Annotated in this window: 11 protein-coding genes; 3 read left to right on the top strand and 8 right to left on the bottom strand. The window is 72.6% G+C overall.

All coding sequences use genetic code 11. The annotated features are described in order from the left end of the window. Positions 1 to 6 precede the first annotated feature (6 nt). The 5 genes from topA to C7M71_RS16810 all read right to left on the bottom strand — a co-directional run bounded on the left by topA (position 7) and on the right by C7M71_RS16810 (position 6870). A complete protein-coding gene (gene topA, locus C7M71_RS16830) occupies positions 7 to 2904 on the bottom strand; it encodes a type I DNA topoisomerase (RefSeq protein ID WP_111491311.1) in 2898 nt (965 codons plus the stop codon). Positions 2905 to 3318: 414 nt separating this feature from the next. Further along, on the bottom strand, positions 3319 to 3747 hold the full coding sequence (locus C7M71_RS16825) for a DUF3592 domain-containing protein (protein WP_111491310.1): 429 nt from the start codon (positions 3745 to 3747) through the stop codon (positions 3319 to 3321). A gap of 214 nt (positions 3748 to 3961) precedes the next feature. Further along, a complete protein-coding gene (locus tag C7M71_RS16820) occupies positions 3962 to 5566 on the bottom strand; it encodes a DUF7059 domain-containing protein (RefSeq protein ID WP_111491309.1) in 1605 nt (534 codons plus the stop codon). A 53-nt stretch (positions 5567 to 5619) separates the two neighbouring features. Next, positions 5620 to 6303, bottom strand: coding sequence for a hypothetical protein (locus tag C7M71_RS16815; protein WP_111491308.1), 684 nt, complete (start codon positions 6301 to 6303; stop codon positions 5620 to 5622). A gap of 111 nt (positions 6304 to 6414) precedes the next feature. Next, positions 6415 to 6870, bottom strand: coding sequence for a GbsR/MarR family transcriptional regulator (locus C7M71_RS16810; RefSeq protein WP_111491307.1), 456 nt, complete (start codon positions 6868 to 6870; stop codon positions 6415 to 6417). Positions 6871 to 6963: 93 nt separating this feature from the next. On the opposite strand from C7M71_RS16810, the gene C7M71_RS16805 reads away from it, so the two are divergent. Together C7M71_RS16805 and C7M71_RS16800 are read left to right on the top strand one after the other, a co-directional pair. Continuing rightward, complete coding sequence (locus tag C7M71_RS16805) at positions 6964 to 7878, top strand: ABC transporter ATP-binding protein (RefSeq protein ID WP_111491306.1); 915 nt, start codon at positions 6964 to 6966, stop codon at positions 7876 to 7878. Then, positions 7856 to 8716 carry an ABC transporter permease subunit gene (locus tag C7M71_RS16800; protein WP_229758771.1) on the top strand — a complete coding sequence of 287 codons (861 nt, stop codon included), beginning with the start codon at positions 7856 to 7858 and terminating at the stop codon, positions 8714 to 8716. Before C7M71_RS16805 ends, C7M71_RS16800 begins: the two co-directional genes overlap by 23 nt. A gap of 101 nt (positions 8717 to 8817) precedes the next feature. On the opposite strand, the gene C7M71_RS16795 is transcribed toward C7M71_RS16800, so the two are convergent. The 3 genes from C7M71_RS16795 to C7M71_RS16785 form a co-directional block, all read right to left on the bottom strand. Continuing rightward, positions 8818 to 11271, bottom strand: a complete 2454-nt coding sequence (locus C7M71_RS16795; protein ID WP_111491305.1) for a sodium-translocating pyrophosphatase — start codon at positions 11269 to 11271, stop codon at positions 8818 to 8820. 461 nt (positions 11272 to 11732) lie between these two features. Continuing rightward, positions 11733 to 12158, bottom strand: a complete 426-nt coding sequence (locus tag C7M71_RS16790; RefSeq protein ID WP_111491304.1) for an ATP-binding protein — start codon at positions 12156 to 12158, stop codon at positions 11733 to 11735. Positions 12159 to 12248: 90 nt separating this feature from the next. Then, positions 12249 to 12590, bottom strand: a complete 342-nt coding sequence (locus C7M71_RS16785; RefSeq protein WP_055586761.1) for an STAS domain-containing protein — start codon at positions 12588 to 12590, stop codon at positions 12249 to 12251. Between the two features lie 69 nt (positions 12591 to 12659). On the opposite strand from C7M71_RS16785, the gene C7M71_RS16780 reads away from it, so the two are divergent. Next, positions 12660 to 15065 (top strand): DEAD/DEAH box helicase, encoded by a 2406-nt coding sequence (locus C7M71_RS16780; protein ID WP_111491313.1) that lies wholly within the window; start codon positions 12660 to 12662, stop codon positions 15063 to 15065. Positions 15066 to 15183: the final 118 nt, after the last annotated feature.

The following is a 15183-nucleotide window of genomic DNA, read 5'->3' as shown; positions in this document are numbered from 1 at the left end:
GGCCGGTCAGACCTGCTCGGAGACCGGGAGGCCGGCGGAGCCGGACTCGGCCGGGGCAGCGGCCTTCGCCGTGGTCTTCTTCGCCGGGGCCTTCTTGGCGGTGGACTTCGCCGCCGTCTTCTTGGCGGCGGTCTTGGCGGCGGTCTTGGCGGCGGTCTTGGTGGTGGTGGCGGCCTTGGCGGTGGTGGTCTTCTTGGCCGCCGCCTTCTTCGCCGGGGCCTTCTTGGCGGTCTTCTTCGCCGGGCCCTTGGAGCGCTTCTCCGCCAGCAGCTCGAAGCCCCGCTCCGGGGTGATGGTCTCGACGTCGTCGTCCTTGCGCAGCGTCGCGTTGGTCTCGCCGTCGGTGACATACGGGCCGAAGCGGCCGTCCTTGACGACCACCGGCTTTCCGCTGACCGGGTCGGCGCCCAGCTCCTTGAGCGGGGGCGCGGCAGCGCGGCGACCGCGCTGCTTGGGCTGCGCGTAGATGGCCAGGGCCTCGTCGAGGGTGATGGTGAACATCTGCTCCTCGGTCTCCAGCGACCGGGAGTCGGTGCCCTTCCTGAGGTACGGGCCGAAGCGGCCGTTCTGCGCCGTGATCTCCTGGTCGTCGGCGGGGTCGGTGCCGACCACCCGGGGCAGGGTGAGCAGGCGGAGCGCGTCCTCCAGGGTCACCGTCTCCAGCGACATCGACTTCAGCAGCGAGGCGGTGCGCGGCTTGACGGCGTTCTTGCCGGTCTTGGGAGCGTCCTCGGGGAGGATCTCGGTGACATAGGGGCCGTAGCGGCCGTCCTTGGCCACGATGGCGTGGCCGGTGGCGGGGTCGGTGCCCAGCTCGTAGTCGCCGGTGGGCTTGGCCAGCAGTTCCCCGGCGAGCTGGACGGTCAGCTCGTCCGGCGGCAGGTCGTCGGGGACGTCGGCGCGCTGCTCGGCGCCGTCCTCGCCCTTCCGCTCGACATACGGCCCGTAGCGGCCGACGCGCAGCACGATGCCGTCGCCGACCGGGAAGGAGCTGACCTCGCGGGCGTCGATCGCGCCCAGGTCGGTGACCAGTTCCTTGAGGCCGCCGAGGTGGTCGCCGTCGCCGTTTCCGGCGTGCGCGGCGGAGGCGGCGTCGACGTCGCCGTCACCGAAGTAGAAGCGGCGCAGCCACGGCACCGCCTTGGCCTCGCCACGGGCGATGCGGTCGAGGTCGTCCTCCATGCGGGCGGTGAAGTCGTAGTCGACCAGCCGGCCGAAGTGCTTCTCCAGCAGGCCGACCACGGCGAAGGAGAGGAAGGAGGGGACCAGCGCCGTCCCCTTCTTGAAGACATAGCCCCGGTCGAGGATGGTGCCGATGATCGAGGCGTAGGTGGAGGGGCGGCCGATCTCCCGCTCCTCCAGCTCCTTGACCAGCGAAGCCTCGGTGTAGCGGGCCGGGGGCTTGGTGGCGTGGCCCTCGGGGGCGAGCTGCTCGGCGGCCAGCGGGTCGCCCTCGGTGACCTGGGGCAGCCGGCGCTCGCGGTCGTCGAGTTCGGCGTTGGGGTCGTCGGCGCCCTCGACGTATGCCTTGAGGAAGCCGTGGAAGGTGATGATCTTGCCGGAGGCGGAGAACTCGACATCCCGGCCGTCCGCGCTGTGCCCGCCGACCCGGACGGTGACGGACTGGCCGACCGCGTCCTTCATCTGGGAGGCGACGGTACGCATCCAGATCAGCTCGTAGAGGCGGAACTCGTCGCCGGAGAGCCGGGTCTCGGCCGGGGTGCGGAAGCGGTCGCCGGAGGGGCGGATCGCCTCGTGCGCCTCCTGGGCGTTCTTGACCTTGCTGGCGTAGACCCGGGGGGCGTCCGGCAGGTACGACTCGCCGTAGAGCTGCTTCACCTGGGCGCGGGCTGCCGCCACCGCCGTCTCGGAGAGCGTGGTGGAGTCGGTTCGCATGTAGGTGATGAAGCCGTTCTCGTACAGCTTCTGGGCGACCTGCATGGTGCGCTTGGCGCCGAAGCCCAGCTTGCGGCTGGCCTCCTGCTGGAGCGTGGTGGTGCGGAAGGGCGCGTACGGGGAGCGCCGGTAGGGCTTGGACTCCACGCTGCGCACCGCGAAGGCGGTGTCGGCGAGGGCGGCGGCCAGCGCCCGGGCGGCCGTCTCGTCCAGGTGCAGCACCTGGGCGGAGGCTCCCTTGAGCCGGCCGTCGGGGCCGAAGTCGCGGCCGGTGGCGACCCGGCGGCCGTCCACGGTGGTGAGCCGGGCACCGAAGGACTCCGGGTCGGCGGCGTCGCCGGCGCGGCCGGTCGAGAAGGTGCCGACCAGGTCCCAGTAGGAGGCGGAGCGGAAGGCGATCCGCTCGCGCTCGCGCTCCACCACCAGGCGGGTGGCCACCGACTGCACCCGGCCGGCGGAGAGGCCGCGGGCGACCTTCTTCCAGAGCACCGGGGAGACCTCGTAACCGTAGAGCCGGTCGAGGATGCGGCGGGTCTCCTGGGCGTCGACCAGGCGCTGGTTGAGGTCGCGGGGGTTGCGGACGGCCTCCTGGATGGCGTCCTTGGTGATCTCGTGGAAGACCATCCGGCGCACCGGCACCTTGGGCTTGAGCACCTGCTGGAGGTGCCAGGCGATGGCCTCGCCCTCGCGGTCCTCATCGGTGGCGAGCAGCAGTTCGTCGGCGTCGGCGAGCAGCGACTTGAGCTTGGCGACCTGGCTCTTCTTGTCGGAGTTGACGACATAGATGGGCTCGAAGTCATGCTCGACGTCGACGCCGAGGCGGCGCACCTCGCCGGTGTACTTGGCGGGTACCTCGGCGGCGCCGCTGGGGAGGTCTCGGATGTGCCCGACGCTCGCCTCGACGACGTACCCGGGGCCCAGATAGCCCTTGATCGTCTTCGCCTTGGCCGGCGACTCGACGATGACGAGTCGACGTCCGTCGCGGGCGGTCTCGCTGGTCGGGGACACCTTCTGCTCTTCTCTCCCGGTCGTGGGTGGTGGCCGGCCGGTGATGCGCGGCTCCTGTGTCGGGCGCGCGCCGTTCGACCCGGCCTCCGCCGGGGCCCGCCGCGTTGCACGACGCACCCCCAACTGCGGAGTGTGACCGTACCCCGGCCACCCTTGTCAAACGGACGGATCCCGCTTTTTCACCGGCGGGGCCGACCGACGCCACTCGAACGGTAACCCGATGCCGGGTGTTCCCGCCGCGCGGACCACCTCCTGAGCGGGGGCGGGACCGGTTTCTTGGCATGCCCTTTACGTAACGGGGGGCCTCGGCCGGGCCCGGGAGACTTTCTCGGCACTCGGGTTCGACGCGGCGCTGCGGGTGCTGCGGTGCGCTCCGGACTGCGCTGCGGTCTGCGCTGCGGTCTGCGCTCCGGTTCAGCGGCCGACGGCGGAGAGGAGCACGGCCAGGCCGACGGCGAGGCTGCCGACGCCGAGAATCGTCCAGAAAGCGTCGCTGGGCGCCGTACGCAGGCCGTCCGCCAGGGCCATCCGTGCGGGGCGCCGGGGGTCGTAGCAGATCTGCACCAGGGTGCCCGGGGAGAGCCGGGCGGGCCTGCTCAGCGGGGTGTGCCCGCGCGGCCGGGAGACCAGCGACTCGGCGCGGTCGGCGGTGCTGTACGCCAGCGCGGGCGTGGGGTCGTCGGTCTCGGCGGCGTGGCTGTCGGCGACCACCCGGGCGACCGCCGGGACCCCGTGGTGGCGCAGATACCGGCGCAGGCGTACCTCGGCGGCGCACCAGCACAGCAGCGCGCCGCCGAAGAGCGCGAACACTGCCCCCGCCGTGACCGCCGCCGGTGCCTCCACCCGTCCGCCCCTCCCCCGCTGCCGCATCGCTCGCCGTGTCGCTCGCCGCGGCCGATCCGCTGCGGATCGGCTGCCGTGCCGAGCATCCCGGTGGCAGGTCAACGCGGCACCGACCCGGCGGGTACGGCGGGCGAAGAGACGGCGACAAAAGGGTGGACCGGACGGCCCCTACGGCGGACTGTCCACAGGCTGTGGACAGTCGCGCGCGGCCGGATCAGCCGACCGGGCCGACGGGCTCGACAGGCTCGATGAAGCCCTGCTCCACCAGCAGCCGCAGCGACTGCGGGACGCGGTCGCGGAGCATCACCCGGTCCTCGCCCAGCAGCCGGGCGATGGCATCCACGATGTCGCCGGCGGCCAGCGTGCCGTCGCAGACTCCGGCGAAGCCCGCGCCGACCGTGTCCACCTTGGTTGCCCGCCGCATGCCACGGTTCTGACGGAGGATCACATGCTCGGGGTCCTCCGCGCCCGGCGCACCGACCTGCTCCTGCACCACCTCCGGCGCCAGCCGGTAGTGGGCGGCCAGCAGTACCGCGTCGTCGCGGGTCCGCAGGAAGCCCTGGCGGGCGAACCACCGCTCGATATGCGGGCCGAGCGGCTGCTCCACCGGGTGCGGCCACTCCTCCACATGGACGGCGGGCTGCTCGGCGCCGGACGCCCGCAGGGTGATCCAGCCGAAGCCGATCCCCTCGACCTTGGCGGACTCGAAGGCGTCCAGCCACTCGTCGTAGCGGGCGTCATAGCCGCTCCCGGCGGCCTCGGTGGCCTCGGTGGCCTCGGCGGCGGCCCGGTGGTCCCCCGCGTCGCGCAGCCACAACTCCGCGTACTGGGCGACATCCTGGACCTCCCGCTGCACCACCCAGGCGTCCAGGCCGGTACCGGCGACCCACTCGGCCAGCCGCTCATGCCAGTCCTCGCCGCGGATGTGCTGCCAGTTGGCGAGCAACTGGCAGTAGCCGCCGGGCGCCAGATGGTCCGCCGCCTCCCGCACCAGCCGCCGGCAGAGCTCGTCGCCGGGCATACCGCCGTCCCGGTAGGTGAACCGCCCGGTGGGCGAGATCACAAACGGCGGGTTGGAGACGACCAGGTCGAAGCGCCGCTCCCCGACCGGCTCGAAGAGACTGCCCTGCGCCGTCTCGACATTGCCGAAGCCGGAGAGCGCCACCGTCAGCCGGGTGAAGTGCAGCGCCCGGGGGTTGACGTCGGTGGCGGTGACCCGGCCGGAGTGGCGGGCGGCGTGCAGCGCCTGCACCCCGGAGCCGGCGCCCAGGTCCAGGGTCTCGCGCACCGGTCGGCGGACCGTGATCCCGGCGAGCGTGGTGGACGCCCCGCCGACGCCCAGCACCAGGTCCCGGCGGGCCACGCCCGAGGCGGCACCGGCCGCTCCGATGCCGCCCGCGCCGCCGACCGCGCATCCGAGGTCGGAGACCACCCAGGCGTCGGCGCTCTCGGCTCCGGCCACCTCGTTGGCGTACGGGCGGACATCCACCGTGGCGCGCACCTCGCCGCCGTCCTGCCGCAACCAGCCGTCGGCCAGGCAGTCTGCGGCGGGCAGGGCCGCTGCGGCGCGCTCGTACGGCACCGGCTGCCGCAGCAGGAAGAGCCGGACCAGGGTCTCCAGCGGGCTGGTGCCCCGGGTGGCCCGCAGCGCGGGCACCGTCTCGCTGCGTGCCAGCGCGGCGTACGCGGTGGCGCCGAGCAGTTCCAGGCAGCCGTCGGCGGTGAAGTCGGCGGCCAGCAGCGCCTCCCGCAGGCGGGCGATGCGGTCGCGGTCGAGGGCCGGGAGGTACGGGTCGGCGGGGGCGGTGCTTGTCGTCACGCGCCCATTCTCCCCGCCCGCGCGCCGGGCGCTCGCACCCGGCGCGGCCCGGCTCAGTCCTTGGGAGCCGAGGCCGACGCCTTGGGCGACGCCGACGCGGGCGCCGAGGGCGACCCGGACGACGCCGACGACGACGCAGCGGGCTGCGACTCGGGTGCCGAGGCGGCGGGCCCGGAGGCAGGCGCGGAGGCGGAGTCGCCCGCAGCCGTCTTGCAGCCGGGCTGCTTGGCGATGGCCTGGCCCAGATCGCCGGTCTGCACCTTGGCGATGGCCGAGCTGGAGAGCTGAGCCAACTGCTGCACCTGGTCCCCGACGCTCTTCAGCCCGTCGGCGAACTTGGCCTGGTCGCCGGTCGGCAGCGCGTCCACCTTCTTCTGGACCTCCTGGTATCCGGCGGCGGCCCTGCCCAGCTCGTCCACGGCCTGCTGCTGCAACCCCGAACCGTTGTCGATCTTCGGCGCTCCGGCCGCGTCCACCGCCGCCGCGATCTGCCGGTTGGCCTGCCCCAGGACGGCGATGTCACCGGAGAGCCGCTTGCGCAGCTGGTCGGGGCTCTCGCCCTGCTTGACCCGGCCGGTGTCGGCGAGTGCGGCATTGGCCTGCGAGATGGGGTTCTTGGCGGCATCGCAGACGGCCTTGGCCCAGGACTCCAGCTGCGCGGTGTTGTCACTGCACGCCGTGGCACCGAGGGCGAGGAGGGCGCCCGCAGCGGGCAGCGCCAGCAGCTTGATCTTCACCGGAGTGGTCCCTTCGGCTTGACGGTCGGTCGTGGTGCACCGCCTGGGAACCTACACGGCAGGGCGAGGCCCATGACGGCCCCGAAGCCCGATCCTCCGGATATGTGAGGTTCAGCGCATCCCGCGCTGCTCATGCCAGCGGTCGATCAGGGCCGGCAGCTCGCGCTGCATATAGGCGTAGAAGTCGCGCATCTCGCGCAGCCTGAGGCCCGCGACGCTCTCCTCACCGGCCGCCTGGATGCCCTCCTCCGCCGCCTGCACCATGACGTCCAGCAGGCGGTTCTGACTGGACGACATGACCGCCCAGCCGTCCGGGCGCAGCCGGTAGTGGTCGCGCCGGTCGCCGGGGGCCGGGACCCGCTCCGCCAGGTCGAGCGAGACCAGCGACTTGAGGGCGCCCGACACCGCCCCCGCGCTCGCCCCGAGCTGTTCGCAGAGTTCACCGGCGGTGGTGGTCTCCTGGTCGGTGTAGAGCAGGGCGCACATCACCCGGGCGGCCATCCGCTGCATTCCGGCCTGGGTCAGGACCAGCGCGAGCCGCTCGGCGGTCGCGGATGTATCGGCCATGGGATGCCCTCCTCCTGCTGGATGCCGCCGCATAGCGAATCTTAACGCTTCTGAAGCTTCACGTATTACTGAAGGTTCAGTAGCCTCTCTGCTATGGACAAGGCGATCCAGCTGGAGAAGCTGGCAAAGACCTACGGCCGCCGACGCGGCCTGGTCGACCTCACCCTGGATGTCGAACGCGGTGAGGTGTTCGGCTACCTGGGCCCCAACGGCGCGGGCAAGTCCACCACCATCCGCCTGCTGCTGGACCTGATCCGCCCCAGCGGCGGCCGGGCGACCGTCCTGGGTCTCGACCCGCGCGGCGACGCGGTGGAGCTGCACCGGCGGATCGGCTACCTCGCAGGCGACTTCACCGTCGACGGCCGGCAGACCGTACGTGAGTGCCTGACCTTCCTGGCGGCGCTGCGCGGTGGCGTACCGGAGCGCCGGATCGACGCGCTGGCGGAGCGGCTGGGCCTGGAGCCGGCGCCGCGCATCCGGTCGCTCTCCAAGGGCAACCGGCAGAAGGTCGGCCTGGTGCAGGCGTTCATGCACCAGCCGGAGCTGCTGATCCTGGACGAGCCCACGTCCGGCCTGGACCCGCTGGTCCAGCACGTCTTCCTGGACCTGGTCCGGGAGGCCCGCGCGGACGGCCGCACCGTCTTCATGTCTTCGCATGTGATGAGCGAGGTGCAGGCGGTCGCCGACCGGGTGGCGATCATCCGCGAGGGGCGGCTGGTCACCGTGGACACCGTGGCGGCGCTGCGCGAGCGCGCGGTGCGGACCGTGGAGCTGCACTTCGACGGCCCGGCACCGGCCGAGGAGTTCCGCCGGCTGCCCGGCGTCACCGAGGTCGAGGTGGACGGCTCCCGGCTGCGCTGCCGGATCGCCGGCAGCCCGGACGCGCTGGTCAAGACGGCGGCCCGGTACACCGTCACCGGGCTGCTGTGCGAGGAGCCCGACCTGGAGGAGCTCTTCTTCACGTACTACCGGAACGGAGCTGGCCATGACGACCGCGTCGCCGCCTGAGACCCTGCCGCCTGAGTCCAGGCCGCCTGAGCCCCCTCCGCAGAGCCGGCTGCCCCGCACCCTGTGGAGCCAGACGCTGCGCGACGGCCGCCGCCCGCTGATCGGCTGGACGGTGGGCACCGCGCTGGCCGGGGCGATGTACGCGAGCTTCTACCCGCAGGTCGGCGGCGCCATGGGTGACCTCACCGACAGCCTCCCGGACGGACTCAAGCAGGCGTTCAACATGGAGGACCTCTCCTCCGCCGCCGGCTACCTGGGCTCCACACCGTTCGGCGTGGTGATCCCGCTGCTGGTGCTCTTCCATGGGGCGGCCACCGGCGCCCGGGCCATCGCGGGCGACGAGGAGTCCGGCTTCCTGGACCTGCTGCTGGCCCACCCGATGGGCCGGGTGCGGCTGGTGCTGCACCGGTACGGCGCGCTGGCCACCGGTTCGGCCGCCATCGCCGCCGCGGTGCTGCTGATGATGCTGGCGATCCGCAGCCCGGCCGAGCTGACCACCGTCTCGGCCGCCGAATTCGCCGCCCAGTGCCTGGGGCTGGCGCTGCTGGGCGCCTTCTTCGGCGCCCTGGCGGTGTGCATCGGCTGCTTCGTCGGGCGGCGGGGGCTGGTCTTCGGTGTCACCGCCGCAGTGGGCGTGGTGTCCTATGCGCTGAACGCCTTCGGCCCGCAGATTCGCCTCGGTTGGACGCGGGCCCTCTCCCCGTTCCACTACTACGCGGGCGGGGAGCCGCTGAAGCACGGCTTCCAGTGGGCCGACGCGGGGGTGCTGGCCCTCGGCTGCGCGGTGCTGGTGGCACTGGGGGCGTGGGCCTTCCGGCGCCGGGACATCGGGACCTGATCCGCCCCGGGCCTGTGGTGCCGCCCGACCGTACCCCGCAGGGACGGCCGGGCGGCACCACAGGCGTCGGCGGATCGACGGGGATCAGCCGACCCGGGACGTCAGTGCACCGCTGCCGGATCCGCTGATCGGGTGACGGTGCCCTCGTCGCCGTCGTCATCGCCCCGCGCGACACCGCGCCGCTTGGAGATGTACACCGCGCCCACCACCACGGCCAGCGCCAGCAGCGCCACCGCGACCCGCAGGGCCACGCTGGCGTGCGCGCCGAAGCTGAACCTGACGATGGCGGGGGCGATCAGCAGCGAGACCAGGTTCATCACCTTGAGCAGCGGGTTGATGGCCGGCCCTGCGGTGTCCTTGAAGGGGTCGCCGACCGTGTCGCCGATCACCGTGGCCGCGTGGGCGTCGCTGCCCTTGCCGCCGTGGTGGCCGTCCTCGACCAGCTTCTTGGCGTTGTCCCAGGCACCTCCGGAGTTGGCCAGGAAGACCGCCATCAGGGTGCCCGCGCCGATGGCGCCGGCCAGGAACGAGCCGAGCGCGCCGACCCCCAGCGCAAAGCCCACCGCGATCGGCGCCAGCACCGCCAGCAGACCGGGAGTGGCCAGCTCGCGCAGCGCGTCCTTGGTGCAGATGTCCACCACCCGGCCGTACTCCGGCGTCTCGCTGCCGTCCATGATCCCGGGGTGGTCGCGGAACTGGCGGCGCACCTCGAAGACCACCGACCCGGCGGAGCGCGAGACGGCGCTGATCGCCAGACCGGAGAAGAGGAAGACCACCGCCGCCCCCAGCAGCAGCCCCACCAGGTTGTTGGGCTGCGCGATGTCCAGCGAGAGGGTGTTGCCGTGGGCCGCCGGGCCCACCTTGTCGACCGCCGTGCTGATGGCGTCCGTGAAGGACCCGAAGAGCGCGGTGGCGGCCAGCACCGCCGTGGCGATGGCGATGCCCTTGGTGATGGCCTTGGTGGTGTTGCCCACCGCGTCCAGCTCGGTGAGCACCTGCGCCCCCGCGCCGTGCACATCGCCGGACATCTCGGCGATGCCCTGCGCGTTGTCGGAGACCGGGCCGAAGGTGTCCATCGCCACGATCACGCCCACGGTGGTGAGCAGGCCGGTGCCGGCCAGCGCCACCGCGAAGAGGGCCAGCACGATGGAGCCGCCCGCCAGCAGATACGCGCCGTAGACGGCGGCACCGATCACCACCGCCGAGTAGACGGCCGACTCCAGGCCCACCGAGATACCGGAGAGCACGACAGTGGCAGGGCCTGTGAGGGAGGTCCTCCCGATGTCGCGTACCGGTCGGCGGGTGGTCTCGGTGAAGTAGCCGGTGAGCTGCTGGATGACCGCGGCCAGCACGATGCCGATGGCGACCGCGGCGAGGGTGAAGACGCGCGGGTCGCCGCTGTGGCCGCTGATCGAGGCCGGGACATGGCCGAGCCCGGCGAAGCTGGACGGCAGGAAGGCGAAGACCGCAGCCGCCACCAGCAGCAGCGAGATCGCCGCCGAGATGAAGAAGCCACGGTTGATCGCGGTCATACCGCTGCGGTCCCTGGTCCGGGGGGAGACCGCGAAGATGCCGATCACCGCCGTGATGACGCCGATCGCCGGGACGACCAGGGGGAAGGCGAGGCCGTCGTCGCCGAAGGTGGCCGTGCCGAGGATCAGTGCGGCCACCAGGGTGACGGCATAGGACTCGAAGAGGTCGGCCGCCATGCCGGCGCAGTCGCCGACGTTGTCGCCGACATTGTCGGCGATGGTGGCGGCATTGCGCGGGTCGTCCTCGGGGATGCCCTGCTCCACCTTGCCGACCAGGTCGGCGCCGACGTCGGCAGCCTTGGTGAAGATGCCGCCGCCGACTCGCATGAACATCGCCAGCAGCGCGGCGCCGAAGCCGAATCCCTCCAGCACCCTCGGCGCGTCGGCGCGGTAGATCAGCACCACCCCGGCCGCGCCCAGCAGGCCCAGGCCCACCGTGCACATGCCGACCACGCCGCCGGTGCGGAAGGCGATCCGCATGGCCCGGTGGGAGACCAGCCGCACATCCGGCGCGGTGGTCGGGCCGCCCTCGGTAGGGCTGATCGCGGGCGCGGCGGGGGTGGCGGCGCGGGCCGCAGCGGCGACCCGGACGTTGCTGCGTACCGCCAGCCACATGCCCAGATAGCCGGTGGCGGCCGAGAAGCCCGCTCCCACCAGGAAGAACAGCGAGCGGCCGATGCGCTGGTTCGCGGTGTCGGCGGGGAGCAGCATCAGCAGGAAGAAGACCGCCACGGCGAAGATGCCGAGGGTGCGCATCTGCCGGGTCAGATAGGCGTTGGCACCTTCCTGGACGGCGGCGGCGATCCGTTTCATGGACTCGGTGCCCTGGTCGTGGGCGAGTACCTGGCGGACCAGGACCAGCGCGACACCCAGGGCCGCGAGGGCGACCACACCGACCACGACCACCAGGGTCAGGTTGGTGCCGGTCAGGACCGCCTGGACGCCCGAGGGGGAGTCGGCGAGCGGTGGATGGAGGGTTGTGGTCGATGCGTGCGTGCTTGCCGTATGGATGAGCCCCGCCATCAGTCCTCCTTGACGTCTGGCATATCGGCGCCGCCGGCCGCAGTGGGCCAGGAGGTCGGGGCAGAACCGCAGGAACAGCCGCGACCTGAGCGGTGCGCACATAACTGCTCGGCAGTGCGGGCGTTGCAACACATCGGGCCGGACCCTGCGGTACCGGCCGAATGCCGAGGATTGTATGGACCAACCCTTGATCAAAACAGACCAGCAGCACCGACAACGCTGCCATCAACAGCACTTCGCCACCACTCCGGGCAATTCTCCAATGACGGACTGCTCCCGGCCAACGGGGCGAGCGGCCTTCCCGCGGCAGGACCAATGGCCCCGGGAGTCCGGCCCCGGGACTCCGGCCCCGGGGGCTGCCATACGGCGAAGGGCGCCCCGGCCGGGGGCGCCCCTCGTCAGTCGTCGGTACGCGGTGTCGTCGGTACGCGGTGTCGTCGGTGCTCGGTGCGGACGGCGGTTCAGACGGAGACCTCGTGCACCGCCACCGGCCAGCTCATCCGGATCACGCCGCCGATGTCGTCGCTGCCGACGTCCAGGTCGTCGACCAGGCCGCTGATCACGGCCAGGCCCATCGCGTCCTCGGCGGAGTCGTCGGTGTCACCGGCGGCTGCCGGGGTGGCGGGCTCCGACTCATGGCCGACCCCGTCACCCACCTCGATGAGGAACCGCTTCTCCTGCTCCACCAGGGTGACCCGCACCGGGTCCTCCACCCCGGAGCGGCGGTGCAGCCCGACGGCCCGCGAACATGCCTCGCCGACCGCGAGTCTCACCTCGTCCAGGACGGATTCGTCGACCCCGGCGCGGCGTGCGACCGCGGCGGCCACCAGCCGCGCGGTGCGTACATGCTCGGGGAGCGCACTGAAACGGAGTTCGACGGTTGCCATGGCTTCCCCTCGGATCGTTGCCGTGCTGCCGTGAGCCGCGCCCCAGGGGTCGCCCGCACCGCGTGCGGACGGCCCCGGGGGCGCGTCGGCTCAGTCGGTCGCCGCGACGGCCTCGTCCACGGTGTTGTGGATGGGGAACACCTTGGTGAGGCCGGTGATCCGGAAGATCTTCAGAATGCGCTCCTGGTTGCACACCAGGCGCAGCGACCCCTCATGCGCGCGGACGCGCTTCAGGCCACCGACGAGGACACCCAGACCGGTCGAGTCGAGGAAGTCCACGCCTTCCATGTCGACGATCAGGTGGTAGTGACCCTCGTTGACCAGCTCGACGAGCTGCTCCCGCAGCTTCGGGGCGGTGTACACATCGATCTCGCCGCCCACCTCGACGACTGTGCGGTCGTCGACGGTACGGGTCGACAGGGACAGGTCCACGGAACCTCCAGCACCTTGCCTTGCTTCGTTGCGATCTCGACCGCCCGGGACGGGCGGTCGCCACCCGCGATGGCATTCAACCACCTGCGACCAGGGCAGCACGACGCCTTGCGACGATTCTGCGTCACGACGGTGACACACTGGGTCCTTATGCCGCCCAGCAGCCGCCCACCCGCCGCCGTACTTGAGAGGCTGTCCACCATCCGCGGACGGCAAGATCGGCTCACCCATACGGAGCACCTGCCCGCCCGGCCAGGCAGCCATGCGGACTGGCCGTCCGGAATCCGTACGGAGGTGGTCGAGGCCGCGGCGGCGCTCGGCATGGAGCGTCCGTGGACCCACCAGGCGCGGGCGATGGAACTCGCGCTGGCGGGCCGCAGCACGGTGATCGCCACCGGAACGGCGTCCGGCAAGTCGCTCGGCTACCTCGCGCCCGTCCTCAGCGCGCTGCTGGACGGCACCGAGGCGCCCAACGGACGCGGCGCCACCGCGCTCTACCTCGCCCCCACCAAGGCGCTCGCCGCCGACCAGCGCCGCCGCGCCGCCGAACTCGCGCCGCCCCGGGTGCGCGCGGCGCTCTACGACGGCGACACACCGGTGGAGGAGCGCGAATGGGTGAGGCAGTACGCCTCCTATGTGCTCACCAACCCGGACATGCTGCACCGCTCCGTCCTGCCCGCCCACACCCGCTGGGCCGCCTTCCTCAAGGCGCTCCGCTATGTGGTGGTCGACGAGTGCCACACCTACCGGGGCGTCTTCGGCTCGCATGTCGCGCAGGTGCTGCGCCGGCTGCGGCGGATCTGCGCCCGCTACGGCGCCGAACCGGTCTTCCTGCTCGCCTCCGCGACCTCCGCCGAGCCCGGTGCCTCCGCCTCCCGGCTGACCGGGCTGCCGGTCGCCGAGGTGACCGATGACGCCTCGCCGCGCGGGGACCTGGTCTTCGCGCTCTGGGAGCCACCGCTGACCGAACTGGTGGGCGAGCAGGGGGCGCCGGTACGCCGCACCGCCACCGCCGAGGCCGCCGACCTGCTCACCGACCTGGTGACGGAGGCGACCCGCACCGTGGTCTTCGTCCGCTCGCGGCGCGGCGCGGAGGTGGTGGCGCTCCAGACCCAGGAGCGGCTGGCCGAGATCGACCGCCGGCTGCCCGGGCGGGTCGCGGCCTACCGGGGCGGCTATCTGGCCGAGGAGCGGCGTGCCCTGGAGCGGGACCTGCACTCGGGGCGGCTGCTGGGGGTGGCGTCCACCTCCGCGCTGGAGCTGGGGATGGACGTCTCCGGCCTGGACGCGGTGCTGCTGGCCGGCTACCCGGGCACCCGGGCCTCCCTCTGGCAGCAGGCGGGCCGCGCCGGGCGTGCCGGGCAGGGTGCGCTGGCCGTGCTGATCGCCCGGGACGATCCGCTGGACACCTATCTGGTGCACCACCCGGAGGCGCTCTTCCAGCGGCCCGTGGAGTCCACCGTGCTGGACCCCGACAACCCTCATGTGCTGGCCCCGCACCTCTGCGCGGCGGCGGCGGAGCTGCCGCTCGGACCGGCCGACCTGGAACTGTTCGGGCCTTCGGCGGAGCCGCTGCTGCACCAGTTGGAGCGGCGCGGACTGCTGCGGCGGCGGGCCGGTGGCGCCTGGTACTGGACCCGGCGGGAGCGGGCCGCCGACGCGGTGGACATTCGGGGCGGCGGCGGGGCTCCGGTGCAGATCGTCGAGGCGGACACCGGGCGGCTGCTGGGCACGGTCGACGCGGCCGCCTCCCATGCCACCGTCCACACCGGCGCCGTCCACCTCCACCAGGGCCGCAGCTACCTGGTGCGGGACCTGGACCTGGAAGGCTCGGTGGCCCTCGTGGAGGAGGCCAACCCGCCGTACACCACCGTTGCCCGGGACACCACCGCGATCACCGTGCTGGGCACCGACACCACCGTGAAGTGGGGGGACGCGCTGCTCACCTACGGCTCGGTGGAGGTCGTCAACCAGGTGGTCTCCTTTCTGCGGCGGAAGATCGCCACCGGCGAGGTGCTGGGCGAGACCAGGCTCGACCTGCCGCCCCGCACGCTGCGGACCCGCGCCGTGTGGTGGTCGGTGACGGAGGATCAGCTGATCGAGGCCGATATCACCCCGGAGCAGCTGCCCGGCGCCGCGCACGCCGCCGAGCACGCCTCCATCGGACTGCTGCCGCTCTTCGCCACCTGCGACCGCTGGGACATCGGCGGGGTGTCGGTCCCGCTGCACCCGGACACGGGCCTGCCCACGGTCTTTGTGTACGACGGCCACTCGGGCGGCGCCGGCTTCGCCGAGCGGGGCTTCCAGCGGGCCGGGGAGTGGCTGACGGCCACCCGGGAGGCCATCGCCGCCTGCGAGTGCGAACGCGGCTGCCCGTCCTGTATCCAGTCGCCCAAGTGCGGCAACGGCAACGACCCGCTGGACAAGGCGGCGGCCGTCCGGCTGCTGGATGTGCTGCTCGCGGGCGCCGTCTGACCCGGTCGGTCGGAACGCCGGGCCGGAGCCGGGGTAGGGGCCGGGGCCGTCCCGGTCGGCGGAGGTGGTGGGCTCGACGGCCGCCGGCGTCCCCGGTTCGGACTCCTCGGCCCGGAGT

Source organism: Peterkaempfera bronchialis, assembly GCF_003258605.2.
Taxonomy (GTDB): Bacteria; Actinomycetota; Actinomycetes; order Streptomycetales; family Streptomycetaceae; genus Peterkaempfera; species Peterkaempfera bronchialis.
The sequence above is the reverse complement of the archived record's forward strand: the minus strand, read 5'-3'. Positions and strand labels throughout refer to the sequence as shown.

Bases quoted from the DNA above. Each gene is read 5' to 3' on its own strand.
- C7M71_RS16810 (WP_111491307.1), bottom strand. From the start codon at position 6,870: ATGGCCGATACATCCGCGACCGCCGAGCGGCTCGCGCTGGTCCTGACC.
- C7M71_RS16805 (WP_111491306.1), top strand. From the start codon at position 6,964: ATGGACAAGGCGATCCAGCTGGAGAAGCTGGCAAAGACCTACGGCCGC.
- C7M71_RS16800 (WP_229758771.1), top strand. From the start codon at position 7,856: ATGACGACCGCGTCGCCGCCTGAGACCCTGCCGCCTGAGTCCAGGCCG.
- C7M71_RS16795 (WP_111491305.1), bottom strand. From the start codon at position 11,271: ATGGCGGGGCTCATCCATACGGCAAGCACGCACGCATCGACCACAACC.
- C7M71_RS16790 (WP_111491304.1), bottom strand. From the start codon at position 12,158: ATGGCAACCGTCGAACTCCGTTTCAGTGCGCTCCCCGAGCATGTACGC.
- C7M71_RS16780 (WP_111491313.1), top strand. From the start codon at position 12,660: ATGGCATTCAACCACCTGCGACCAGGGCAGCACGACGCCTTGCGACGA.